General features: G+C 66.4%; 27 protein-coding genes and 1 tRNA gene. 20 read left to right on the top strand and 8 right to left on the bottom strand.

Going from position 1 to position 23433, the window contains the following annotated elements:
* Positions 1–3 precede the first annotated feature (3 nt).
* From BM002_RS04605 to BM002_RS04595, 3 genes are all read left to right on the top strand, one after another.
* Entirely contained in the window at positions 4–600 is a 597-nt protein-coding gene (locus BM002_RS04605) for a LysE/ArgO family amino acid transporter (RefSeq protein ID WP_092777733.1), read from the top strand.
* Positions 601–640: 40 nt separating this feature from the next.
* The gene (locus tag BM002_RS04600; RefSeq protein ID WP_245749120.1) at positions 641–1537 is read left to right on the top strand and encodes a DMT family transporter; all 897 of its coding nucleotides are present in this window, start codon (positions 641–643) and stop codon (positions 1535–1537) included.
* A gap of 67 nt (positions 1538–1604) precedes the next feature.
* A complete protein-coding gene (locus BM002_RS04595; protein WP_092777729.1) occupies positions 1605–2258 on the top strand; it encodes a thermonuclease family protein in 654 nt (217 codons plus the stop codon).
* A gap of 31 nt (positions 2259–2289) precedes the next feature.
* On the opposite strand, the gene BM002_RS04590 is transcribed toward BM002_RS04595, so the two are convergent.
* Together BM002_RS04590 and BM002_RS04585 are read right to left on the bottom strand one after the other, a co-directional pair.
* Positions 2290–3669, bottom strand: a complete 1380-nt coding sequence (locus BM002_RS04590; protein WP_092777727.1) for a helix-turn-helix domain-containing protein — start codon at positions 3667–3669, stop codon at positions 2290–2292.
* Positions 3670–3714: 45 nt separating this feature from the next.
* On the bottom strand, positions 3715–4926 hold the full coding sequence (locus BM002_RS04585) for a multidrug effflux MFS transporter (RefSeq protein WP_092777725.1): 1212 nt from the start codon (positions 4924–4926) through the stop codon (positions 3715–3717).
* A gap of 191 nt (positions 4927–5117) precedes the next feature.
* On the opposite strand from BM002_RS04585, the gene BM002_RS04580 reads away from it, so the two are divergent.
* The 10 genes from BM002_RS04580 to BM002_RS04545 all read left to right on the top strand — a co-directional run bounded on the left by BM002_RS04580 (position 5118) and on the right by BM002_RS04545 (position 12283).
* The gene (locus tag BM002_RS04580) at positions 5118–6650 is read left to right on the top strand and encodes an acyl-CoA carboxylase subunit beta (protein ID WP_092777723.1); all 1533 of its coding nucleotides are present in this window, start codon (positions 5118–5120) and stop codon (positions 6648–6650) included.
* A gap of 53 nt (positions 6651–6703) precedes the next feature.
* Positions 6704–7021, top strand: coding sequence for a hypothetical protein (locus tag BM002_RS04575; protein WP_245749119.1), 318 nt, complete (start codon positions 6704–6706; stop codon positions 7019–7021).
* Between the two features lies 1 nt (position 7022).
* Positions 7023–7409, top strand: coding sequence for a DUF6497 family protein (locus BM002_RS04570; protein WP_092777721.1), 387 nt, complete (start codon positions 7023–7025; stop codon positions 7407–7409).
* A gap of 118 nt (positions 7410–7527) precedes the next feature.
* Entirely contained in the window at positions 7528–7656 is a 129-nt protein-coding gene (locus tag BM002_RS19620; protein WP_281243794.1) for a hypothetical protein, read from the top strand.
* A gap of 285 nt (positions 7657–7941) precedes the next feature.
* On the top strand, positions 7942–8085 hold the full coding sequence (locus BM002_RS19240) for a hypothetical protein (RefSeq protein ID WP_175484798.1): 144 nt from the start codon (positions 7942–7944) through the stop codon (positions 8083–8085).
* Between the two features lie 78 nt (positions 8086–8163).
* Positions 8164–8556: a hypothetical protein gene (locus BM002_RS04565; RefSeq protein WP_092777719.1), complete on the top strand. Its 393-nt coding sequence runs from the start codon at positions 8164–8166 to the stop codon at positions 8554–8556.
* A gap of 301 nt (positions 8557–8857) precedes the next feature.
* On the top strand, positions 8858–9058 hold the full coding sequence (locus BM002_RS04560; RefSeq protein WP_092777716.1) for a hypothetical protein: 201 nt from the start codon (positions 8858–8860) through the stop codon (positions 9056–9058).
* A gap of 90 nt (positions 9059–9148) precedes the next feature.
* Positions 9149–9343, top strand: a complete 195-nt coding sequence (locus BM002_RS18975) for a hypothetical protein (RefSeq protein ID WP_139212252.1) — start codon at positions 9149–9151, stop codon at positions 9341–9343.
* 116 nt (positions 9344–9459) lie between these two features.
* The gene (locus BM002_RS04550; protein ID WP_092777712.1) at positions 9460–11478 is read left to right on the top strand and encodes an acetyl-CoA carboxylase biotin carboxylase subunit; all 2019 of its coding nucleotides are present in this window, start codon (positions 9460–9462) and stop codon (positions 11476–11478) included.
* Positions 11479–11482: 4 nt separating this feature from the next.
* Positions 11483–12283 (top strand): hypothetical protein, encoded by an 801-nt coding sequence (locus tag BM002_RS04545; RefSeq protein WP_139212250.1) that lies wholly within the window; start codon positions 11483–11485, stop codon positions 12281–12283.
* A gap of 82 nt (positions 12284–12365) precedes the next feature.
* On the opposite strand, the gene BM002_RS04540 is transcribed toward BM002_RS04545, so the two are convergent.
* Positions 12366–12821 carry a DUF4174 domain-containing protein gene (locus tag BM002_RS04540; RefSeq protein ID WP_092777708.1) on the bottom strand — a complete coding sequence of 152 codons (456 nt, stop codon included), beginning with the start codon at positions 12819–12821 and terminating at the stop codon, positions 12366–12368.
* A gap of 126 nt (positions 12822–12947) precedes the next feature.
* Here BM002_RS04540 and BM002_RS04535 point away from each other — a divergent pair, with 126 nt between their 5' ends.
* Both BM002_RS04535 and scpA read left to right on the top strand, forming a co-directional pair.
* Positions 12948–13922 carry a hypothetical protein gene (locus tag BM002_RS04535; protein WP_092777706.1) on the top strand — a complete coding sequence of 325 codons (975 nt, stop codon included), beginning with the start codon at positions 12948–12950 and terminating at the stop codon, positions 13920–13922.
* A complete protein-coding gene (gene scpA / locus BM002_RS04530) occupies positions 13885–16014 on the top strand; it encodes a methylmalonyl-CoA mutase (protein ID WP_092777704.1) in 2130 nt (709 codons plus the stop codon). Before BM002_RS04535 ends, scpA begins: the two co-directional genes overlap by 38 nt.
* 6 nt (positions 16015–16020) lie before the next feature.
* Here scpA and BM002_RS04525 read toward each other — a convergent pair whose 3' ends face one another.
* On the bottom strand, positions 16021–16743 hold the full coding sequence (locus BM002_RS04525) for a type 1 glutamine amidotransferase domain-containing protein (protein ID WP_092777702.1): 723 nt from the start codon (positions 16741–16743) through the stop codon (positions 16021–16023).
* Positions 16744–16899: 156 nt separating this feature from the next.
* On the opposite strand from BM002_RS04525, the gene BM002_RS04520 reads away from it, so the two are divergent.
* Positions 16900–16974 (top strand) — tRNA-Gln (locus BM002_RS04520).
* A gap of 37 nt (positions 16975–17011) precedes the next feature.
* Here BM002_RS04520 and BM002_RS04515 read toward each other — a convergent pair.
* Genes BM002_RS04515 through BM002_RS04500 form a run of 4 tightly spaced genes read right to left on the bottom strand, consistent with a single transcriptional unit; the run spans position 17012 to position 20019 of the window.
* A complete protein-coding gene (locus tag BM002_RS04515; protein ID WP_139212249.1) occupies positions 17012–17422 on the bottom strand; it encodes a hypothetical protein in 411 nt (136 codons plus the stop codon).
* A complete protein-coding gene (locus tag BM002_RS04510) occupies positions 17403–18653 on the bottom strand; it encodes a glycoside hydrolase family 108 protein (RefSeq protein WP_092777698.1) in 1251 nt (416 codons plus the stop codon). Before BM002_RS04510 ends, BM002_RS04515 begins: the two co-directional genes overlap by 20 nt.
* Positions 18638–19393: a hypothetical protein gene (locus BM002_RS04505; RefSeq protein WP_092777696.1), complete on the bottom strand. Its 756-nt coding sequence runs from the start codon at positions 19391–19393 to the stop codon at positions 18638–18640. The genes BM002_RS04510 and BM002_RS04505 overlap by 16 nt, the downstream gene beginning before the upstream one ends.
* On the bottom strand, positions 19390–20019 hold the full coding sequence (locus BM002_RS04500; protein WP_092777694.1) for a DUF4123 domain-containing protein: 630 nt from the start codon (positions 20017–20019) through the stop codon (positions 19390–19392). Before BM002_RS04500 ends, BM002_RS04505 begins: the two co-directional genes overlap by 4 nt.
* An 82-nt stretch (positions 20020–20101) precedes the next feature.
* On the opposite strand from BM002_RS04500, the gene BM002_RS04495 reads away from it, so the two are divergent.
* The 4 genes from BM002_RS04495 to BM002_RS04480 all read left to right on the top strand — a co-directional run bounded on the left by BM002_RS04495 (position 20102) and on the right by BM002_RS04480 (position 23386).
* The gene (locus tag BM002_RS04495) at positions 20102–20380 is read left to right on the top strand and encodes a malonyl-CoA decarboxylase domain-containing protein (protein ID WP_092777692.1); all 279 of its coding nucleotides are present in this window, start codon (positions 20102–20104) and stop codon (positions 20378–20380) included.
* Positions 20377–21885 (top strand): malonate--CoA ligase, encoded by a 1509-nt coding sequence (locus BM002_RS04490; protein WP_092777690.1) that lies wholly within the window; start codon positions 20377–20379, stop codon positions 21883–21885. The genes BM002_RS04495 and BM002_RS04490 overlap by 4 nt, the downstream gene beginning before the upstream one ends.
* An 88-nt stretch (positions 21886–21973) precedes the next feature.
* Positions 21974–22210: an Lrp/AsnC ligand binding domain-containing protein gene (locus tag BM002_RS04485; RefSeq protein WP_092777688.1), complete on the top strand. Its 237-nt coding sequence runs from the start codon at positions 21974–21976 to the stop codon at positions 22208–22210.
* Between the two features lie 30 nt (positions 22211–22240).
* The gene (locus BM002_RS04480; protein ID WP_092777686.1) at positions 22241–23386 is read left to right on the top strand and encodes an ABC transporter substrate-binding protein; all 1146 of its coding nucleotides are present in this window, start codon (positions 22241–22243) and stop codon (positions 23384–23386) included.
* Positions 23387–23433: the final 47 nt, after the last annotated feature.

Below are 23433 nucleotides of genomic sequence, written 5' to 3'. Positions count from 1 at the left end.
GGCATGATCGCCTCCCTCCTCTCCGGCTTCGGCCTCGGCCTGTCCCTGATCCTCGCCATCGGCGCGCAGAATGCCTTTGTCCTGCGCCAGGGCCTGCGCGGCGAGCATGTGCTCGCCGTCGTCCTGACCTGCGCCTTGTCCGAGACGATTCTGGTGACATCGGGCGTTCTGGGCTTCGGCGCACTGGTCGAGGCCGCGCCCTGGATCGTGCCGGTCTTCCGCTATGGCGGCGCGGCCTTCCTGATCGGCTATGGCGTGCGGGCCGCGTGGTCGGCGTGGAAGGGTGGCGCGGCGCTGACGGCGGCGGGGCAGGACGGCGGGTTGCGGCGCGCGGTGCTCACCTGCCTGGCCATCACCTGGCTGAACCCGCATGTCTATCTGGACACGGTGATCCTGCTCGGCTCCATCTCGACCCAGGCGGCGGTGCCTTTGGCCTTCGGGGCCGGGGCGGTGACGGCGGCCTGGGTCTTCTTTGCGAGCCTCGGATTTGGCGCGGCACTCCTGCGGCCGGTTTTCGCGCGGCCCGCCGCCTGGCAGGTCCTCGACGCGGTGATCGCCGTGTTCATGTGGGCCATCGCGGCGAAACTCCTCATCGACTGAGGGACTTGCGGCCCGCGGCCCATGGGCGCAAGGGTAGCCCATGCAAAGCCCGTCCCGCCCCCTGCAAGGTATCCTCTGGATGGCAACGACGGGTCTGTGCTTCATCGCCGTGACCGCCGTTGTCAAACATGCGGCCCAGGACCTGCCCGCCGCCGAAGCGGCCTTCCTGCGCTATCTTCTGGGCCTCGTCTTCCTGCTGCCGGTGGCGCGGACGCTGCTGGCCACGCGCATTCCGGCGCGGGACATGGCGTTTTTCGCCGGGCGCGGCGTCGTCCACACGCTGGCCGTGATCCTGTGGTTCTATGCGATGACCCAGATCCCGATCGCCGAAGTGACGGCGATGAACTATCTCAACCCGGTCTATGTCACTCTGGGCGCTGCGATTTTCCTGGGGGAGCGTCTGGCGCTGCGCCGCATTCTGGCGGTGGTCTTGGCGCTGATAGGCGTGGTCATCATCCTGCGCCCAGGGTTCCGCGCTGTCGAATCGGGGCATCTGGCGATGCTGGCAACGGCGGTCCTGTTCGGCGCGTCATATCTTTTCGCCAAGCCTCTGTCAGGGCGGCATTCGGCGTCCATGGTGGTGGCGATGCTGTCGATCACGGTGACGGTCGGGCTGGCTCCCTTCGCCTTCGCGGTCTGGGTCACGCCGACGCTGGTCGATCTGGGGTGGATGTTCCTGGTCGCGGCCTTCGCGACGGCGGGCCATTACACCATGACCCGGGCCTTTGCGGCGGCCCCGGTGTCGGTGACGCAGCCGGTAACCTTCCTGCAAATGGTCTGGGCGGTCCTTCTGGGATGGGCCCTTTTCGACGAGCCGCCGGACGCCTTCGTCATCCTGGGCGCCCTGCTCATCATCGCCTCGGTCAGCTTCATCGCCTGGCGTGAGGCGAGATTGCGGCGAACTGTGACGCCGCCGTCACCCGCGACCAAGATCTGACGCGCACGTCAACGATCCTTCCGGATTCAGCCTTGTTTTGCCGGGACATGGGCCACATCTCGGGTTCATGTTCAGACTTTGTTCACTTCTGTTACTCATTGCTTTCCCGGTCGGGGCGCAAACGCTCACCGGCACGATCCGGGTGGTGGACGCCGATACCATCGATATCGGGGCGGCCGCCAACATCCGCCTGATCGGCATCGACGCGGCCGAGGGCGACCAGACGTGTCGCGATACGGACGGCACGATCCTGCCCTGCGGTTCCTTCGCGACCGAAGCCGCGCGCCGGATGTACGAGGGGCGCATCGCCCGGTGCGAGGTGGACAGCACCGACCGCTATGGCCGCGCATTGGCCACCTGTTTCGTGGACGGGGTCGACATGAACGGCGAACTCGTCCGTCTCGGGATCGCCCGCCGCTACCGCGAGGGGCCTGCCTATTTCGACGAGGAGAAGGAGGCGCGGGTTCTGGCGCGCGGTCTCTGGGCTTACGAGATGGTCGACCCCGCCGTCTGGCGCGCCGAAGGCCGCGCGCGCCGCGCTGCCGCCAATGCGCCCGCCGGGGATTGCACGATCAAGGGCAACATTTCCGACAGCGGGCGCATCTATCACCTGTCGGGCAGCCGCGCCTATGGCGCGACACGGATAGACGAGAACCGGGGCGAACGCTGGTTCTGTTCCGAGGCCGAGGCTCGTGCCGCAGGATGGCGACCCGTTCGATAACAGCGGGTTGCGCGCCGAACTTCATGTGATTTCACAGGTCGTAGGGCAACACCCCCCGGTCGTTGGGGTCGATCGTCAGCGGGCGCTCCAGCGGTGGCACCGCGCGTTGGTGGCAATTGACCCGCTCGCAGATCCGGCAGGACACCCCGATAGGCTCGAACCGGCCCGACAGGTCCAGCCCGTCGGCATAGACCACGCGGGGCGCGTGCCGCACCTCGCAGCCCAAGGCCATCGCATGCCGCCGGACCGGCGCGTCGAACGACCCGCCCGGCGCCGAGATGTCGCGCGCAAGACAGAGGTAGCGGACCCCGTCCGGCGTCTCCGCCAGTTGGCGCAGGAACTGGCCCGGCGTCGCAAAGGCCGCATGGACGTTCCAGAGCGGACAGGCCCCGCCGAACCGCGCGAATTGCAGGCGGGTCGCGGAGTGGCGCTTGGTGATCTGTCCGGCCTGATCCACGCGGACGAAAAAGAACGGAAGTCCTTTTGCGCCCGTGCGTTGCAACGTACTGAGCCGATGCGCCACCTGCTCCAGTGAAGCGCCGAACCGGCGGGCCAGACGCTCCAGATCGTGGCGCGTGTCTTCGGCGGCGGTCCGGAACGCTTCGTAGGGCATGAGGACTGCGCCCGCGAAGTAATTGGCAAGCCCGGTGCGCGCGATGGCCCGGGCGTCGCTGGACGAAAAGCGCGCAAGGTCCAGCGTCGCATCCAGAAGGTCGGCGTGGGAGTTGAGCGCGACCTGATGCAGCTGCTGAAACCGGTTCGTCGCCGCCGAGGCGCGGGACGACAGGACCAGCGTGCCCGCCTTGAGGTCGTGCTGACGCAGGCGCGGGCTGTCGGCCAGGGTGACGCGGGTGTTGCGGTTGTCCCAATAGCGGGCCAGACCTGCGTCGATGTCGCCTTTCATCCGCGCCGCGAGCATTTCCGCGGCTCGATCCACCGCATCCACGTAATTGTCGCAATAGTGAAAGAAGTCCCGCACTTCCTCCCAGGGGGATGGCGCAGATAGTCCGGATTGCCCAAGTGCTGCATCGAGGGATGCAAGCCGTTCCGCCCCATCCCGATAGGCGCGGTGCAGCCCGAGGAAGGCGCGGGCCAGGGCGGGTGCATTGGCCCCCACCAGCCGCAGATCGGCGAGCGGCACGGCATCGGAAAAGACCGGATCGGCCAGCGCCTCGCGCATGTCGGAGACCAGACGTTCGTCATCGCCGGCTCCCAGTTCGGTCACGTCGAACCCGAACTCCCGCGCCAGCGCCAGCAGGACGGTCGTGCTGACCGGTCGGTTGTTGTTCTCCATCTGGTTGAGATAGGGCAACGACATGCCGAGGCGGGCCGCGAAATCGGTCTGGGTCAGGCCGACGCGGGTCCGAACCTCGCGCAGTTTCGCCCCGGCATAGAGTTTGCGAGTCGCCATGGTGCCCCCTTTGCAAAGGGGCTTAGCAGGTTTTGCAGGCCGCTGTCAGCCGATCGCCATGCGCCGGTTGCGCCGGATCGTCAGCGCAATGGCGACGACCGCCGATGCGCCCGATCCGACCATCAGCACCACGAGGGGCAGCGCCCCGCCGCCGAACCCCAGAAGCCAGCCCGCGACCGCCGACAGCGCCGCGCCGCCGCCGATCATCATCGCGCCGCCGAGGCCGCTGGCCGTGCCTGCCAGATGCGGGCGGACCGACAGCATGCCCGCGGTGGCATTGGGAATGACCATGCCGTTGCCGAGGCCGACGAAGGTCATGAAGCCGAAGAAGACGTATTCCGAGGTGAAGCCCAAAAGGATCAGGACCGCGAGCAGGGACAGGCCGCTGACCTGCACGACCGCGCCGAACAGGACCATCCGGTCGACGCCGAGCCGTTGCGAAAAGCCGCCCGAAATCGCGTTGCCGATGAAGTAGCCCAAGGCGGGCGCGCCAAGGAACATGCCAAGGGTCGCGGGGTTCATCCCGAAGACCACGGTGCCAACGTAGGGTGCGCCGCCGAGGTAGGCGAAGAACGCGCCCGACGCGAAGGCCGAGGCCAGGCAATAGCCCCAGAAGCGGGGCGAGGTCAGAAGTTCCGGGTATTGCCGGACCTGATCGCGAAAGGAGCCGCCGGTCATCGGGGCCGTCTCGCCCACGTCCGTATACGTCAGCGCCAGAAGAGCCACGCCGCCGACGAACATCAGCCAAAAATTCGCGTGCCAGCCGAAGGCGTCCTGAAGCAGGCCGCCGAAAAAGGGGCCGATCATCGGGACGACCGACATGCCCATGGTGACCCAGCCCAACATCGAGGCGGCCTTGTCCTGCGCATAGAGGTCGCGGACGATGGCGCGGCTGAGGACCATGCCGACCACGATTGCCGCCTGCGCCATGCGGAAGGTCAGGAAGATCTCGATGGTCGGGGCCCAGAGACAGCCGAGTGTGGCGAGAAGGAACAGCACCAGCCCGGTCAGGATCACCGGACGGCGGCCGTAGCGGTCGGAGATGGGGCCGACGAAAAGCTGCAAGACGGCATTCATCGCGAGATATAGGCCGACCGACAGCTGGATCAGCGTGTAATCGGCGCTGAAATACTCGGCCATCGCGGGCAGCGACGGCAGAAAGACGTTCATCGACAGGGTCGAGAGGCTAACCAGCGCGACGAGCGTCAGGATGTGCGGCGGCGAGCGACGCGCGGCAGAGGGTGAGATGGGCACCATGATTGAGCGCTACGCCTTTCGGTCCGGGCTGTCCAACCCTCCCGAACGCACAGGGGCTTGTGCAGGGTTCCGCAAATTTGCAGATTTGCAATTCTCATCGGTCGCGCCCCGCGTAATTTGCAAATATTCCAGATCGCACTTTCGGTGCCGCGACGCAGCGTCTATCCCTGAGGTCAAGCGGGAGGCTTGCGATGAAAGACATACTCGACCAACTGGAGGCGCGTCGCGAACAGGCGCGCAAGGGCGGCGGCGACCGGCGGATCGCGGCGCAGCACGCCAAGGGCAAGCTGACAGCTCGGGAGCGGATCGACCTGCTGCTCGACGAGGGGTCGTTCGAGGAGTTCGACATGTTCGTCGCGCACCGCGCCACGGATTTCGGCATGGCCGACGACCGGCCCGCGGGCGACGGCGTGGTGACCGGATGGGGCACGGTGAACGGGCGGCTGGTCTATGTCTTCAGCCAGGATTTCACCGTCTTCGGCGGGTCGCTGTCGGAAACCCACGCGCAGAAGATCTGCAAGATCCAGGACATGGCGATCCAGAACGGCGCGCCGGTCATCGGTCTGAACGATTCCGGTGGCGCGCGCATCCAGGAGGGCGTCGCCTCGCTCGCCGGCTATGCCGAGGTGTTCCAGCGCAACATCGACGCCAGCGGGGTCATCCCGCAGATCAGCGTCATCATGGGGCCCTGTGCCGGGGGCGCGGTCTATTCGCCCGCCATGACCGACTTCATCTTCATGGTGCGCGATTCGTCCTACATGTTCGTGACCGGGCCCGACGTGGTGAAGACGGTGACCAACGAAGTCGTCACCGCCGAGGAGTTGGGCGGGGCCGCGACCCACACGCGCAAGTCCGGCGTGGCCGATTGCGCCTTCGAGAACGATGTGGAGGCGCTGGCCGAGACGCGCCGCCTGATCGATTTCCTGCCGCTCTCGAACCGCGAAAAGCCGCCCGTGCGACCCTTCTTCGACAGCCCGGACCGGGTCGAGGCGAGCCTTGATACGCTGATCCCCGACAACCCAAATTCGCCCTATGACATGGCCGAGCTGATCACCAAGCTGGCCGACGAGGGCGATTTCTTCGAGATTCAGCCCGATTTCGCCAAGAACATCCTGACCGGGTTCATCCGGATCGAGGGGCGGACCGTGGGCGTCGTCGCCAATCAGCCGATGGTGCTGGCCGGCTGTCTCGACATCGACTCGTCGCGCAAGGCGGCCAAGTTCGTGCGGTTCTGCGATGCCTTCGAAATTCCGCTGCTGACGCTGGTGGATGTGCCGGGCTTCCTGCCGGGAACGTCACAGGAATACGGCGGGGTCATCAAGCACGGGGCGAAGCTGCTCTTTGCCTACGGCGAGGCGACGGTGCCGAAGGTCACGCTGATCACGCGGAAGGCTTATGGCGGGGCCTATGACGTGATGGCGTCCAAGCATCTGAAGGGCGATTTCAACTATGCCTGGCCCACGGCAGAGATCGCGGTGATGGGGGCCAAGGGCGCGGTCGAGATTCTGTATCGCTCCGAATTGGGCGACAAGGACCGGATCGCGGAGCGCACCAAGGATTACGAGGATCGCTTTGCCAACCCCTTCGTGGCGGCGGAAAAGGGCTTCATCGACGAGGTCATCAAGCCGAGCCTGTCGCGCAAGCGGATCGCGCGGGCCTTTGCCTCGCTGCGCCAGAAGCGGCAAGAGCGGCCGTGGCGCAAGCATGACACCATCCCGCTGTGATCGAAGGACAATGGGCATGGGACAGGCGCGGATGGCATGTGTGGGACGACGGCGTGACTCTGACGATCGCGCGGAGAGTGCCGGTGGTCTGGGATCTGTCGGGGCGGGTGCGCCTTCCGGACATGGGGCGGCGCAGGCTGGCCCATGCGGTGCGTCAGGACCTGTGGCGCGCGTTGCAGCGGTTGCGCGGCTTTGCCCCGGTGGTGGCGGTGACGCGGGACGGGCAGGGGGTGACCTTGCGTGCGGGCGGGGCGGTTTCGGGCGCAGTGCCCGGCGCGGCGCGGGCCCGGCTGGACGACATGCTGTCCGATCCGGTGCGGCATGCGGCCTGGCTGCGCGCGGCGCGGCACCGGCAATGCACCGGAGGCTGACATGATGCGGATCGCGGCCCTGATCGCCTGTCTTGCGGGACCGGCGCTGGCGCAGGACAGCTGGCCCTCGGGTCAGCCGCTGGTCTTGTGGGAGATCGTCTGGGAGCGGGTCGACGGTGGCGGCACGCAGGCCGTCCTGCGGTTCATCGCCCCCGAAATCGCGCGCGACGGCGGATCGGTCGATGCCGCGATGGCGCAGACCGATCTTGACTGGCTGTGCACGACACATGCCCTGCCGGTGGCGGGCCTGACCGCCGCAAGATCGGATTCGGTCGTCATCACATTGATGGACCGCCCCGTGCCCCGCGGGACCAGCGACCCCGATGCAACGCAGTATTTCGGCCTCTACCGGGTCGGAAACGGCGAATGTTTGCCTGAGGACTACTGATGCGAATGGTTATTGTGCACTTCCCCTTGCGGGAACCAACGGGGGGCGTCATGGCTTTTGTCCAAGGGGATGGAGAACGATTCTGCAAACCGTCCCCATGCATTGATAGGAGAGTGACATGCAAAAACTCGTTAAAGCCTTCGCCGTTCTCGGTGTTACCGCAACGCTCGTCGCCTGTGGCGCGCCCGCTGAAGAAGAAGTCATCTTCACGCCGGTCCAGCCCGAGCCCGTGTCCACCAAGTTCTGAGCTGACGCTCGATCGCGACCGGTCGGGGCGGGCTGCAATACGCACCGCCCCGACCGAAATCGCCGCCCCCAAGCGCGCGGCACGATCCCCGAAATTTGAGCCGATTGTCGCCAATGGTGCGACAGCGCCACAAGCCCTTGATCCAACTTGGGCATTTCTGGGGCAGCCGTATCCACAGCCCTTTCCCTATGTTAGGTTCTCCACAGACCGTCACTCGGCGGTCCTCATCGCGAGCGGTGTCCGGGCTGAACCCCAGGCGCCGCTCTTTTATGTCAGGAGACCTGGATGTCGAAAGTCATCAAAGCTGTCGCCGCTCTCGGCGTTCTGTCGGCCCTCTCGGGCTGCTTCCTGCCGGATCCGGCACCGGAAGAGATCGTCATCGTCGAGCCCGCACCCGTTGTGGTCGAGCCCGTCAGCGGCAAGTTCTGAGATCGTTTCGGGGCGGAGGGTTGCCTTCGCCCCGACACACCCCCACCGGTGCTGTGCCCCGATCCCGGGGGGCCAGACATGCTGAAGCACCGCGGCTTTCCCGGCCGCCTGTCGGGCAGCGATTTCCAGTTCGTCATCCGGCGCGCCAACCCCAAGGGTGTGACGCCGATCACCCGGCGTGAGCGCTACCGCGACCGCAAGGCCGTCGACCGTCGGGCCGATGCCGCCTTCCTTGCCGCATTGATCGAGCATTTCGGGGACGAACCCTTCGAGCGGGGCAATCTGGACGCGGGGCGCCTGTCGTGGCTTTTCGGTCGCGAGGTTCTGCCCGCCGAAGACCCGTTCAACCCCAAGGATTACGCGGCGCTGCTGCGCGTGGACCTGGCCGCCGCCGAGGCGGCGTTTCCCGACATCTTTGCCAGCAACGATGCCGGGTCCGATGACGATTGGGACGACGAGGATTGGGCGTGAATCTGCCGACCTGCCTTCCCTATGGGCAATCTCGCGCCGATCGGGCGGGGCTGCGGACTTCTCGCTATGCGGATCGGCGAAACGGACGGACAGTGTCTGTGTTCTCGGCGTCGGCATTCCACTTGGACATCCGGTGCGAGAGCGAGTGGAACCGTACCCCTTCCCCTCCCGAACGATGGTGTGACGCAGTTTTCATGCCATCGTTCGGACCCTTTTACCGGGTCACCCGACAGGCATCGGTGGCAGGATGGGGGGACGTCGAAGCAAACAATAAAAACAAGGGGCAAGAAGGAGCAGTTCCATGTCCACTTCCATTCTTCGGGTCACCGGCCTTGTCGCCGCGTTGGCCCTTTCGGCTTGTGTCGGAAACGATTTCGAACGGGCCGCTGGCGGGGCCGTTGTCGGCGGTCTCGCGGCCAAGGCGCTTGATGGCAATGTCGCGGGCGGGGTCCTCATCGGGGCCGCGGCCGGCGCCCTTGCGGACGACGTCGCAGGCTACTAGGTCAAAATATGTCCGCGCAGGCGGCGGTCGGCGGGAACCCCCGCGCGGGGGAACGGCGTTAGGCCGATACAATCATTTCGGAGACGATCAATGCATCGCAAGTTCATCCTTCCCGCTCTTTTCGTGGTCGGCGCCCTGTCTGGCTGCGTCACCCAAGGTGACCTCGTACGGGGCGGCGTCGGGGCGGGCCTCGGCTGTGTGGCCGGTGAAATCATCGAAGATGGCCGCTGCGTCGAAGGCGCGGTCGTCGGCGGTGGCGCGGCTGTCATCGGCGGTCGCCTCTGAGCCTGCGGGCGTCACGGCACCATCCATATCCATGAATTCTGATGAAGGGCTGTCCGGTGCGAACCGGGCGGCCCTTTCTTTTGTCCGACCGGCGCAAGACCGGTAAAGGGGGACCGATGTTCAAGAAAATCCTGATCGCCAACCGGGGCGAGATTGCCTGCCGGGTCATCAAGACTGCGCAGCGCATGGGAATCGCGACCGTCGCGGTCTATTCGGATGCCGACCGCAACGCCCTGCACGTCAAGATGGCGGATGAGGCGGTGCACATCGGGCCGCCGCAGGCCAACCAATCCTATATCGTGATCGACAAGATCATGGACGCCATCCGCCAGACCGGGGCAGAGGCCGTGCATCCCGGCTATGGCTTCCTGTCCGAGAACCCGAAGTTCGCCGAGGCGCTGGAGGCGGCGGGCGTCGCCTTCATCGGGCCGCCCAAGGGCGCCATCGAGTCGATGGGCGACAAGATCACCTCCAAGAAGATCGCGCAGGAGGCGGGCGTCAGCACGGTGCCCGGCCACATGGGCCTGATCGAGGACGCCGACGAGGCCATCCGGATTTCCGGCCAGATCGGCTATCCGGTGATGCTCAAGGCCAGCGCCGGCGGCGGCGGCAAGGGCATGCGCATCGCCTGGGACGAAAGCGAGGTGCGCGAGGGGTTCCAGGCGTCGAAGAACGAGGCGGCCAGCAGTTTCGGCGACGACCGCATGTTTATCGAGAAATTCGTCACACAGCCACGCCACATCGAAATTCAGGTGCTTTGCGACCAGCACGGCAACGGCGTCTATCTGGGCGAGCGGGAATGCTCGATCCAGCGGCGCAACCAGAAGGTCATCGAGGAGGCGCCGTCGCCCTTCCTCGACGAGGCGACGCGCCGCGCCATGGGGGAGCAGTCGCTCGCCCTGGCCCATGCCGTGGGATACGCCAGTGCGGGCACGGTCGAGTTCATCGTGGACGGGGATCGCAACTTCTATTTCCTGGAAATGAACACCCGGCTTCAGGTCGAACACCCGGTGACCGAGTTGATCACCGGCGTCGATCTGGTCGAACAGATGATCCGCGTGGCCCACGGCGAAAAGCTGGCCCTGACACAGGACGACATCAAGCTGAACGGGTGGGCGATGGAGAGCCGCCTTTACGCCGAAGACCCGTATCGCGGCTTCCTGCCGTCCATCGGGCGGCTGACCCGCTATCGCCCGCCGACCGAGACGCCCGACTACCTGCCGGGTGTGACCCCGGCCGCGCCGGTCGTGCGCAACGACACCGGCGTCTACGAGGGCGGCGAGATCAGCATGTATTATGACCCGATGATCGCCAAGCTCTGCACCTGGGGGCCGGACCGTGCGGCGGCCATCGCGGGAATGCGCGACGCGCTCGACGGGTTCGAGGTGGAGGGGATCGGGCACAACCTGCCGTTCCTGTCGGCGGTGATGGACCATCCGCGTTTCGTGTCGGGCGACATCACCACGGCCTTCGTCGCCGAGGAATACGAGGGCGGATTCGTCGGGGTCGACCTGCCGCAGGATCACCTGCGCCGCATCGCCGCCGCCTGTGCCGCCATGCACCGGGTCGCCGAGATCCGCCGCACCCGCGTGTCGGGGCGCATGGACAACCACGAGCGCAAGGTGGGCACCGATTGGGTCGTCACCCTGGGCGATGCCCGGTTCGAGGTGCAGATCGAGGCGGACCGCGACGGGGCCGATGTGACCATCGACGGCGCGACCCTGCGTGTCGAAAGCGACTGGACCCCGGGCAACCAGCTTGCCCGTGTGTCGGTCGGCGGCGAGTCGGTGGTGATGAAGGTCGGCAAGATCTCGGGCGGGTTCCGCATCCGCACCCGAGGCGCGGACCTCAAGGTCCATGTGCGCACCCCGCGCCAGGCCGAACTTGCGGCGCTGATGCCCGAGAAGCTGCCGCCCGATACCTCGAAACTGCTGCTCTGCCCGATGCCCGGCCTGATCGTGCGCATCGACGTGGCCGAGGGCGACGAGGTGCAGGAGGGGCAGACGCTGGCGGTGGTCGAGGCGATGAAGATGGAGAACATCCTGCGCGCCGAAAAGAAGGGCGTTGTGTCCAAGGTCAATGCGGCGGCGGGCGACAGTCTGGCCGTCGACGATGTGATCCTGGAGTTCGAATAGCGCCGTGGGCGGCCCCATGGGCATAGGTCCGGTCGGCGCGGGGGCGTTGATCGCCGTTCTGGCGGCGGGCCTCTGGGCGTCGCTCTATCTGGGTCCGAATGCGTCAGTGTCGCGCCGGGTCATCCTGCCCTTCGTGTTGCGGGTCGCCTTTCCGATGGCCGTGCTGCTTGGCGTGCCGCTTCTGGTGGTGGGACAGGTCGTGGACCTGGAGGACCGGCTCTGGCAGGCGCTGATCGCGGGCGGGGTGATCGCCACCGGATGGCTGGCCACCGCCGTCTTCGGCGAGATCGAGCGTGCCACCCGCAAGGCCGAACGGACGCGCGATTTCCACAAGGCGCTCTATGCCGAGGTCCTCAACACCCTGGAGGCGATCTGGGGCAAGGGCGAGGCCGAGGCGCAGGGTCAGGCCCTGCTGGAGCGGATGGAGGAAGAGCCGGATTTCGTGCCGTTCATTCCGCGCGAACACCACGACCGGGTCTTCGTGGCGCAACTGGACGATATCGACGTGCTGCCCCGGCAGACGATCGACGCCGTCGTCGCCTATTACAGCCAGGTCGCGGCGATTGCGGCGCTGGTCGAGGACATGCGCGGCGACAGGTTCCAGCATCTGAGCCAGCCGCGCCGCATCGCCATGGTCGCCGACTATCTGGACCTGCGGCGCAGGACGTTCGTAATGGGGAAAAGCGTTTTACGCCTGATCCACGCCTATGCCGAAGGCGGACCGGCCAAGGCCGAAGCCCTAGCGAAAACCCTCAGTAGCCCGGGCGCGGACCCGAGCGGCCCGGCATACCGGGATAAGGGTTGAACGGGATGTCGTCGTCGCGGTCCATCATGCACCCTCTGGTTGCCACTGACCCCAATATGGAGTGTCGCAGTCGGTTGCGCAACTATCGTCCTTCGCGCATCTCGCGCTGGCGCATGGGCATCTTGTCGATGGTCCGGCTGATTTCGCGCACCGTCCAGGGCAGGGGCTTGCGCTGGTTGACCTGTCCGTCCTTGCCGATCAGCACGAGCATGAACCCGCGCGGTCGCAGTTGCAGCCGCAGATCGGACTGGCCCGCCGGGTCGGTGTCGATGATGATGATCACGTCGCGTTCGACCAGACGGTCAACGCCCGCCACGATTTCCTCCATCTGCTCGATGAAGGCCGGGTCGCGGGGCGAATTGGCGAAGACCACGACGGGGCGGGCGATCCATTGCAGATCGTCCAGGCTCACCTCCGAGGCGGCGAAGGCCTGGGTCGGGTCCTCGGTCCAGCGGGCGATGATATCGGCGTCTTCGGCCCCCGCCACCGAGGGCAGCAGAAAGGCGATCGTTGTCATCAGGGTCGTCAGGGCGTGCATGTCAGTGTTCCGTACCGTTTGGGCAGATATAGGTGTTTGCTGCGCCGGGGCGAAGGCTTTGGCACAATTTGTTGCAAATCCGTCAGTTAACCGAGTGTCAGTGGGCATCGGGGCAGGAAGGGCAGGATGATGTTCCCCCACCTGACCGAAGGCCTCGACGATATGGCGAAATTGACCCGAATCCCGCCCGTGACATTGCACCTGGGGGCCCATCGGACGGGCACCACGACTCTGCAAAGGCTCATGACGCGCAACGCTGCCTTGCTTGCACGGGCCGACGTGCGGGTCTGGGGCCCCGAACGGACGCGCGACGGGATGCTGGCGGGGGTGGTCGGCGATCCGGGGCGGGTGCATCCGCGCCGCGATGTGCTGGCCCATCGTGCGGCCGGGCGGGTCGCGATGCTGCGCTCCGAGATGTCGCGGCAGGGGGTGTCGCGCCTGATCCTGACGGACGAGAATTTTCTGGGCGGCCTGCGCGAGAACCTGTTGATGGGACGGCTCTATCCGACGGCGGGGCCGCGGCTCGACCGGCTGGCGCTGGCGCTTCCCGGGGTGGACCGCGTCGTCCTGTCGATCCGTAGTCTCGACACCTGGTGGGCCAGTTGCTTTGCCTTCCTGATAACGCGCGGATTCGCCCCGCCCGATGCCACCACGATCGAGGCGGTGCTGCGCGCCCGGCGCAGCTGGCGCGACGTGATCACAGACGTGGCGGCGGTCTTTCCCGCCGCCCGCCTGACCGTCTGGCAGCACGAGGAGATGGCGGCCGCCCCGCTGCGCGCCTGTGCCGACCTGAGCCGCGTCGCCCCGGCCGCGTGGGACGGCAAGGTCCTGAATGCCTCGCGCCCGCTGGACGAACTTGAGCGGCGGTTGCACGATGAGGGCTGCCCCACCACGCTGCCGCAGCTGGCGGGCCACTACGCGCCCTTCACCCCCGACCAGCGCGCGACCCTGCGCGCAAGATACGACGAAGATCTGGCCTGGCTGTCCGATGGCGCAGGCGGCCTGATCCCCGCACCGAACAGACCCCCGGCAGAGGGGCATATCCACGACAGGAGACCCGGACATGGCAGACCACCGCAGCAGATGGACGCAACGGGCTGAGGCCGAACTCAGGGGGCGCCCGGTCGACGACTTGACCTGGCACACGCTGGAGGGGATCGCGGTCCAGCCGATCTATGGCCCCGACGATCTGGACGGCGTCGCCCATCTGGGCAGCCTGCCGGGCGAGGCGCCGTTCACCCGGGGCGTCAAGGCCACGATGTATGCGGGCCGCCCCTGGACGATCCGGCAATATGCCGGGTTCTCCACCGCCGAGGAATCGAACGCCTTCTATCGCAAGGCCCTCGCCGCCGGGCAGCAGGGGGTCAGCGTCGCCTTCGACCTGGCCACGCACCGCGGTTACGACAGCGATCATCCGCGCGTCGTGGGCGATGTGGGCAAGGCCGGGGTGGCTATCGACTCGGTCGAGGACATGAAGATTCTGTTCGACGGCATCCCGCTCGACAAGGTGTCGGTGTCGATGACAATGAACGGCGCGGTGATCCCGATCCTGGCCAATTTCATCGTCGCTGGTGAGGAGCAGGGCGTCGACCGCGCCGCCCTGTCGGGGACGATCCAGAATGACATCCTCAAGGAATTCATGGTGCGGAACACCTATATCTATCCGCCCGAACCCTCGATGCGGATCATCGCGGACATCATCGAATACACCTCGGACGAGATGCCGAAGTTCAACTCCATCTCGATCTCGGGCTATCACATGCAGGAGGCGGGGGCGAACCTGGTGCAGGAATTGGCCTTCACCCTGGCCGACGGGCGTGAATACGTGCGCACCGCCATCGCGCGGGGCATGGATGTGGACAAGTTCGCGGGGCGGCTGTCGTTTTTCTTTGCCATCGGGATGAATTTCTTCATGGAGGCGGCCAAGCTGCGCGCCGCGCGCCTGCTCTGGCACCGCATCATGGCCGAGTTCGAGCCGAAGAATCCCAAGTCGTCGATGCTGCGCACCCATTGCCAGACGAGCGGGGTCAGTCTGCAGGAGCAGGACCCCTACAACAACGTCGTGCGCACCGCCTACGAGGCGATGGCCGCCGTTCTGGGTGGCACGCAATCGCTGCACACCAATTCCTTCGACGAGGCGATTGCCCTGCCGACCGAGAATTCCAGCCGCATCGCGCGCAACACGCAGCTGATCCTGCAGGAAGAGACGGGGGTGACCCGGGTCGTCGATCCGCTGGCAGGGTCATATTACGTCGAAAAGCTGACCCATGACTTGGCCGAGGCGGCCTGGACGCTGATCGAGGAAGTCGAGGAGATGGGCGGCATGACCAAGGCCGTGGCGTCCGGCATGCCAAAGCTGCGGATCGAGGAATCGGCGGCGACCCGTCAGGCCCTGATCGACAAGGGCGACGAAGTGATCGTGGGCGTGAACAAATATCGCCGCGACACGCAGGACCCGGTCGATATCCTCAACATCGACAACGACGCCGTCCGCGAAAGTCAGGTCGCGCGGCTGGCCCGCATCCGGGCATCGCGCGATGACAAAGCCTGCACGCAGGCATTGGAAGAGCTGTCCCGCCGGGCGCGGGACGGGGGAAACCTGCTTGAGGCAGCAGTCGAGGCGGCGCGGGCGCGTGCCTCAGTGGGGGAAATCAGCATGGCGATGGAAAAGGTTTTCGGCCGCCACAGGGCCGAGGTGAAGACTCTGGCCGGTGTCTATGGCGCGGCCTATGCGGGCGACGCGGGCTTTGCCGCGATCCAGAAGGACGTGGAGGCCTTTGCCGAGGAAGAGGGACGCCGTCCCCGCATGCTCGTCGTCAAGATGGGCCAGGACGGGCACGACCGGGGAGCCAAGGTCATCGCCACCGCCTTTGCCGATATCGGGTTCGACGTCGATGTCGGTCCCCTGTTCCAGACCCCCGAAGAGGCGGCGCAGGATGCCATCGACAACGATGTCCATGTGGTCGGGATCAGCAGTCAGGCGGCGGGCCACAAGACGCTGGCCCCCAAGCTGATCGCGGCCCTGCGCGTGGCGGGCGCGGGCGAGATCATCGTGATCTGCGGTGGCGTCATCCCGCAGCAGGACTATGCCTTCCTGCGAGATGCTGGCGTCGCGGCCATCTTCGGGCCGGGCACCAATATCCCCGAGGCGGCGCAGGATATCCTGCGTCTGATCCGCGCCGCCCGGGATTGACCGTGATCAGGCGGCGCGGTCGGCGGACCGCGCCTCCAGCGCCGCGACCAGCAGCTTGGCCACCGCTTCGGAGGAGGTGGGGTTCTGGCCGGTCACCAGACGCCCGTCGCGTACGGCATGGGACGTGAAGTCATCGCCTTTCTCAAACAGCGCGCCCTTGGCGCGCAACTCCTGCTCCAGGAGGTATGGGACGGAGTCGGTCAGGCCCGCGGCGTCTTCCTCGCTGTCGGTGAAACCGCTGACCTTGCGACCCTTCACGATCGGGTCGCCACTGGCGTCCCGCGCCTCGATCAGGCCCGAGGGACCGTGACAGACCGCGCCGACAACCGCGCCGTTGTCCCAGGCCTTGCCGATCACGTCGGCCAGCGCCGGGGTCTGGCGGAAATCGAACATGGTGCCGTGGCCGCCGGGCAGGAAGATCAGGTCGAAACTCGTGGGGTCGATGCTGTCGACGGGCAGCGTTGCCTTCAGCTGCGCCATCACGTCGGGGTCGCCCAACACGCGTTGCACCGGTTCGGGATTGTCGCCGTCGTCCTCCATCGAATTGGGGTCGATGGGGGCCTCGCCGCCCTTGATCGAGGCGAAGGTGATGTCCACGCCCGCATCGGTCAGGGCTGCCCAGGGGGCGGCCATCTCGTCGATGTAATAGCCGGTCTTGCGGCCCGCGGCGGGGCCGCCATCGGCGGGAAATTCGGATGTGGACGTCAGGATGAAAAGGGCCTTGGTCATGGGAGTCTCCTTAGAAGGGTTCTTGGACCAACGCCCATCGGGGGGCATCGGGTTCCTTCCCCGGGGCCATGTTTCAGCCGCGATCGCGACCTCTTCAAAACGTCCGATTTTTCCCTTGCGGCCCCGGTCCCGCTCCATTATCCCACGCCGCACTGTTGGGGTGTAGCCAAGCGGTAAGGCATCGGTTTTTGGTACCGTGTATCGTAGGTTCGAATCCTACCACCCCAGCCACTTTTCCCGGAAAATCCAATGGTGTGGCGTCAGGTTTCTACTGCGCGAACCTGACCCAATTGGGCAGGCGCACGGCGCCGCCGCGCCCGTCGAGCAGCGTCCAATAGGCGTGGTCGTCGCGTTCGCAGAACTGCACCTCCATCGTCTCGGCCACCCCTTGCAGGAAGTCGCCCGTTACATTGGCGCGCCAGCACGCGGCCCCGAGCGCCTCCAGGGTGGCCGGTTTCAGGTGGTTGGTGCTGAGGATCTGGCTGTCGAAGACGAAGGAATACGACAGGGTCCTGGCGTCGCCGTCTTCGGTCACGATCACACTTCCGGCAAAGCGATCCGGGTCATGGGTCTCCGCCTCCCATTGGGTCGATGTCGGCCCTTCGGCCGTTGCGTCAAGGGTCCAGAGACCGAGGCAGGCGATGACCGCGAGGGCGGCCTTAATAGTCGGTAAATTCATTCGCACGATTTAACCATCCGTTAATGAACCTCTGCTGGCTCGGGTTGCGGGCGACGATTTCGCGGAACCGGGCGATCCGCTGTTCGCGGTAGGCGACATAGAGTGCGGCGGCATGGCCGCATTCGATGATCCGGTTCGCCTGTTTCAAGGTGTTCGCGCCCATGCCGCCATCGACGGTCGTGGTCCAGTTGGCCTTGCCCTGGGCGTTCGCCACGACGTTGATCGCCCGTTGCAGCACCTCGACGCCGCCCCCGTTGAAACAGGTGTCGAGGAACTGGATGGCGATCGGACAATTGTTGATCCGGTCGCACCAGAATTGCCGCCAGTAGCCTTCGAGCGTGATTTCATAGACCTGCGCTTCGGTGATGTTGCGCAGGGTGTCGACGGTTCCGGGAATGCCGAACAGGCGTTGCGAGAAACGCTGCCAGGTCGCGATGGTGATGCCCATGTTCGTGGCGCCGCCCCGATCAACCGGATCGTTGACGAAGCCGCCCTCGAGATTGAGCAGGTGCCCATAGATGAAGTCGCGCGGGTTGCAGTAGTGGATCCACCGCAGGTCGACCCGGTGTGGCTGGCTCGACGGCGCGCATGGCATGACGAACGCCGCGCTGGCCCATTGGGCCGCGCCCACGGTGCGGGTGTCGTGAACCCGCAGATGCTGATCCACGGTGTCGGACAGGGGCAGGGGGGTCGTGAAGGGCCGCCGCCCGGTCACCGGGTCGGCGATGATGCGTCGTCCTGCGTGGGCTGCCGTCAGGGCCGGGTCGCTGGTCGCATCCGATTGCTGGATCGGCGTCGGCAGGATCACGTATTTGCGCGCGTTGTCCGGGTTGTCGCGCGGGCGCAGTTTCAGGCGGTAGAACTGCCCGGCCTCATAGCCTTCGTCGCCGCCAAGCAGGATCCGGCAATTGCCGTTGATCAGCGCCCCCGCCACGGGCGAGGCCGGGTCGAGCCGTTCCCCCGCCTCTGCCGAATAGTGCAGGGTTTGCGTGTCGACCAGCTCGGTCTGTTCGTCCGGGTGATCGCGGGTGCCGCCGACGATGCGGTGGACCGTGATCTCGGCGCTCACCCCCAGGTCGTTGACGTGCCAGTAGCGGCTGTCGAGCTCGACCCAACCCCGGCACCCCTGCTCAGTCGCTTCCACCGCGCCGTCGGAGCCCTGGGCGTCTGCGGCGGCCTCGGCCGGGCCGGTCACCCCTTGCCCGGCAGCGGGGTCTAGGTCCTGGGCCATGCGCCCTCCTGCGACAGGGGCGGAACGGCGAGTGCAGCGTTCCGAAGGGTCGTTGTGCGGTCCGGTCGCCCGTTGGTTGTGTGAAGCGCCGTGCCAAGGGCGGCAAGCGTCGGATCATCGGCGTAGCGATGGCCGAACCGCAACAGAAGCAGCGTGTGCAGGACAAGGGCCGTGCCGTCCAGCATCCGGCGACCCCGGTCCGCATCGACGATCGCGGCCAGCGCGGGCCAGGATGTCTGGGGCATCTGTCGTGTTCCAGCGGGCCAAATGGCATCGGCGACCTGCAGTGCCTGCGCGCCCGTCAGGCCTGCGCTGGCATCCGCGGCCTTGATGGCCGCCAGCCAATCCGGGCCTTCGGGCCGCACCTCCGCATGCCAATGGTCGACGGCGCGCAGAAGCGGCGGCAGCGGCAGATAGATGTGCGCCCGCCCCGCTGCATTCAGCCAGCCGCAGGCGGCCAACCGGTGACCCAGCCGGGGATCGGTGCCGAAGTCCGCCCCCCAGTGGACGGCGGCGATCAGGAATTTCAGGTGGTCGCGTTCGCTGCGCAGGCCGATGGATCCCCCGGCGCGATAGGCCGTCTGGACGAAGGCCAGTCCATTCGCATCGCTGACATCGTAAAAACGCCCGGGAAATTCGGTGCGGCAGAAGGCCAGGGCCTTGCGGTAATAGCGTTGGCGGCGCTCTTCCCGGAACGGCTCCATCCCGCTGCTGTCGAGGATGTCTTCGTAGGCGATCATGCCGCGCTCGGGTATTCGGGCGGCATGTCGAAGACATGCAGCACATCACCATTGTCGGGCACGATCACGCGTCCGAACGGAGCCAGGAATTCCTGCCGCGCTTCGGGCCGCAGCCCCATCACGATGGTGCGCATCACGAGAGGCTCCTGAAAGCGGAAGAAATGCCAATTGCCGTCCCGGTCGCGGATCCGGGTGAAGCGCCGGAAATGCGCGACGAGGTCGGGCAGGGACGCCCGCGACTGGAACAGGACGCAGGCTTCGCGCCCCCAGAGGTCCCAGGGCGCGGGGCCGCGGGTGAAGAGATCACGGCAAAGGCGGCTGTCGGGGGCGAGGGCCACCAGCCAGGGTGACACGGCTCCAAGAGAGTCACGTGATGGCCCGCTGACCAGGCAGTCGAAGGCCACGCCTTCGGTCTCCAGCCGTTCAGGCAGGCCCTCGACCCGCCCTGCATCGAAAAGCGCATAGGTTCGCAAGGATGGGTCCGCGCTGGATGTGGCGAAGACGAAATCGGCGGCCTCAGGCGGAATGCTGAGCGCGGGATGAACACCGAACTGGCCGTCGAGAGGGCCAACCGCGACAAGCCTGTGCTGGATGTTTTCCGTCAAAACGGCCTCGACTTCGGTCATGCTCAAACGTTAACAGGTCGGCGGCACCGCGCAAGGGCATCGGCAGGGCCCGGACTGACGGGGTCAGGTCGAATTGCTCCGAATGTTCGATGCGATGGCCGAAGGGCCGGGGGTCGTCGGCCCCCGCGATCCGGTCGCGCGGTTCCACCTGGGCAACGGGGCGACGATCCAAGATGTCCACGCCGGGGCCGATCTGTCGCCCACGGGGCTTGCCCGGTCGCGGGGTGCGGTGGTCAATTACCTCTATGATCCCGACCGTATCGGGCGGAACCTCGAAGACTTGACCCAAGGACGCGTTCCGGCCACCCGGTTCGTGCAATTCCTGGCCCGCGCGGCCCAGATCCCGGAAACGACGCAATGACCAACCCGCTGCACGACACGCTTTTCGCCCCGCAGGAGGGCCGCGAGGAGGCCTTCCTCCACTTGCCCGGCGGCGACGTGATGACCCATGCCGCCTTTGCCGCGCGGGCCGCGAAGATGGCCGGGGCGCTGGTTGGCGCGGGGCTGAAACCCGGCGAGAGGCTGGCTTGCCAGATCGCCAAATCGGCGGATGCGCTGGCGCTCTATGCCGCCTGTGCCCGGGTCGGCGTGGTGCTGTTGCCGCTCAACACCGCCTATACCGCGCCCGAAATCGCCTATTTCGTGCAGGATGCCGAGGCTGCCCTTCTGGTCTGCGGCCCCGGCGACGCGGACGTCCTCGGGCCCGTGGCCGACTCGGCGGGCGCGCGCCTGATGACCCTGGGACCGGACGGCGACGGCACGCTGGCGCAGGCGACCGATGCCGCGAGCCCTGCGTCGCCGGTCGCGCGGGACGGCTCTGACCTCGCGGCGTTCCTCTATACTTCGGGCACCACGGGCCGCTCCAAAGGCGCGATGCTGAGCCAGGACAACCTGCTGTCGAACGCCCACACCCTCGCCGACGCCTGGCGGTTCACCCGCGACGACACGCTGATCCATGCGCTGCCGATCTTTCACACCCACGGTCTCTTCGTGGCGGTCAACGTGACGCTGACTGCGGGCGGTTCGACGATCTGGCTGCCCAAATTCGACGCCGCCGCCGTGATGGCGGCGATGTCCAAGGCGACCGCCATGATGGGCGTGCCGACGTTCTATACCCGCCTGCTGGCCGAAGACGGGCTGACCCGCGACGCGACACGGCACATGCGGCTGTTCGTCTCCGGCTCGGCCCCCATGCTGCCCGAGACGCACCGCCAATGGACCGACCGCACCGGCCACCGCATTCTGGAACGCTACGGGATGACGGAAACGAACATGAACACATCGAACCCCCACGACGGCGACCGACGGCCCGGCACCGTGGGCCTGCCCCTGCCGGGGGTGGAGCTGCGCATCTGCACCCCGGGCACCGCCGATCCGGTCCCTCTGGGCGAGACGGGAATGATCGAGGTGCGCGGACCCAATGTATTCCGGGGCTATTGGCGGATGCCCGAAAAGACCGCCGCCGAACTGCGCCCTAACGGCTGGTTCATCACCGGTGATCTGGGGCGACAGGACGCGGACGGTTATGTCACCATCGTCGGCCGCGACAAGGATCTGGTGATCTCGGGCGGATTCAACATCTATCCCCGCGAGGTGGAGGAGGTTCTGGACGGCCTGCCCGGCGTGCTGGAATCGGCGGTCATCGGCGTGCCCCATCCCGACATGGGCGAGGGCATCGTCGCCGTCATCGTGCCCGATGGCACCCCCCCGGACGAGGATACCCTGCGCGAGGCCGTGGCCGGGCGTCTGGCCCGGTTCAAACAGCCGCGCGTCTATGTCGTCGTCTCCGAATTGCCGCGCAACACCATGGGCAAGGTGCAGAAGGCCGAGTTGCGCAAGGTCCACGCGGGGGCCTTCGCGTCCTGACATCGATCGACCGCGCGATTCTGCGTTCGACCCGTTGTCATTGCCGATCCGATCCCCAAGAGTGGCGCCGACCAGAGGGGAGCCTGCCATGACCTGCGTGTTCGTTCAGATCAGATGCCGCCCGTCGACCGCCTATTCGGTGGCCGACGCCATCGCCCTGCGCGAAATCCACTCGGAGCTCTATTCCACCAGCGGGGAATACGACCTTCTGCTCAAGCTCTACATCCCGGCGGGCGCGGATGTGGGTAAATACATCAATGACAATCTGCTCGACATCGACGGGATCGAGCGGACGCTGACCACCCTGACCTTCAGGGCGTTCTGAGCCAGCCGTCGACACCAAGGGGGGACTTCCATGAAACTGAAATCACTGATCGCCGCATCGATCCTCGGCCTCACGGCGGGCGGGGCGCTGGCCGACGGACACGGCGGCATCAAGGTCGGCATGATCACGACGCTGTCGGGTGGCGGCGCGGGTCTGGGCATCGACGTGCGCGACGGCTTCATGCTGGCCATCGCGCAATCGGGCCGCACCGACATCGACGTCATCATCGAGGACGACCAGCAGAAGCCCGATGTGGCCGTGCAGCTGGCCGACAAGATGATCCAGTCCGACCAGGTCGACGTGATGACCGGGATCATCTGGTCCAACCTGGCAATGGCGGTGGTGCCGTCGGCGGTGGCGCAGGGCAAATTCTACCTGTCGCCCAATGCGGGGCCAAGCCAGCTTGCCGGTGCGGGCTGCCACCAGAACTACTTCAACGTGGCCTGGCAGAACGACAACCTGCACGAGGCGGCGGGCGCCTATGCCAATACGGCGGGCTATGCCAATTCCTTCATCCTCGCCCCGAACTATCCCGCCGGGCAGGACGCGCTGACCGGCTACAAGCGGATGTACGAGGGCGAACTGGCCGGTGAGATCTTCACCGAACTGGGCCAGACCGACTATGCCGCCGAGATCGCGCAGATCCGGGCCTCCGGCGCGGATTCGGTGTTCTTCTTCCTGCCGGGCGGCATGGGGATTTCCTTCCTCAAGCAATACGCCGACAGCGGCGTCGACCTGCCCGTCGTGGGGCCCGCCTTCAGCTTCGATCAGGGCATCCTGCAGGCCGTGGGCGCCGCCGCCCTGGGCGTGGTGAACACCTCGCAATGGTCCAAGGACATCGACAACCCGACCAACGCGGCCTTCGTCGAGAGCTTTCAGGCCGAATACGGACGCCTTCCGTCGCTCTATGCGTCGCAGGGGTTCGACACGGCCAACCTTTTGATCTCGGCCCTCGAGGTTGCCGCGCCCGCCGATGCCGACGCCTTCCGCGCCGCGCTCAAGGCGGCCGATTTCGACAGCACGCGGGGCGATTTCGCCTTCGGGCCGAACAACCACCCGATCCAGGACATCTATGCCCGCGAGGTCATCCAGGAAGGCGACATCTTCACCAACCGGATCATCGGCGTGGCACTTGAGGATCACGGCGACGTCTATGCCGCCGACTGCAAGATGTAAGGCAGACGCCCGGGCAGGGGTGACCTTGCCCGGGCGATCGGAGACAC

Origin of the sequence: Jannaschia pohangensis, assembly GCF_900113875.1 — a bacterium.
Taxonomy (GTDB): domain Bacteria; phylum Pseudomonadota; class Alphaproteobacteria; order Rhodobacterales; family Rhodobacteraceae; genus Jannaschia; species Jannaschia pohangensis.
This window is presented reverse-complemented; position numbering and strand designations above follow the sequence as displayed.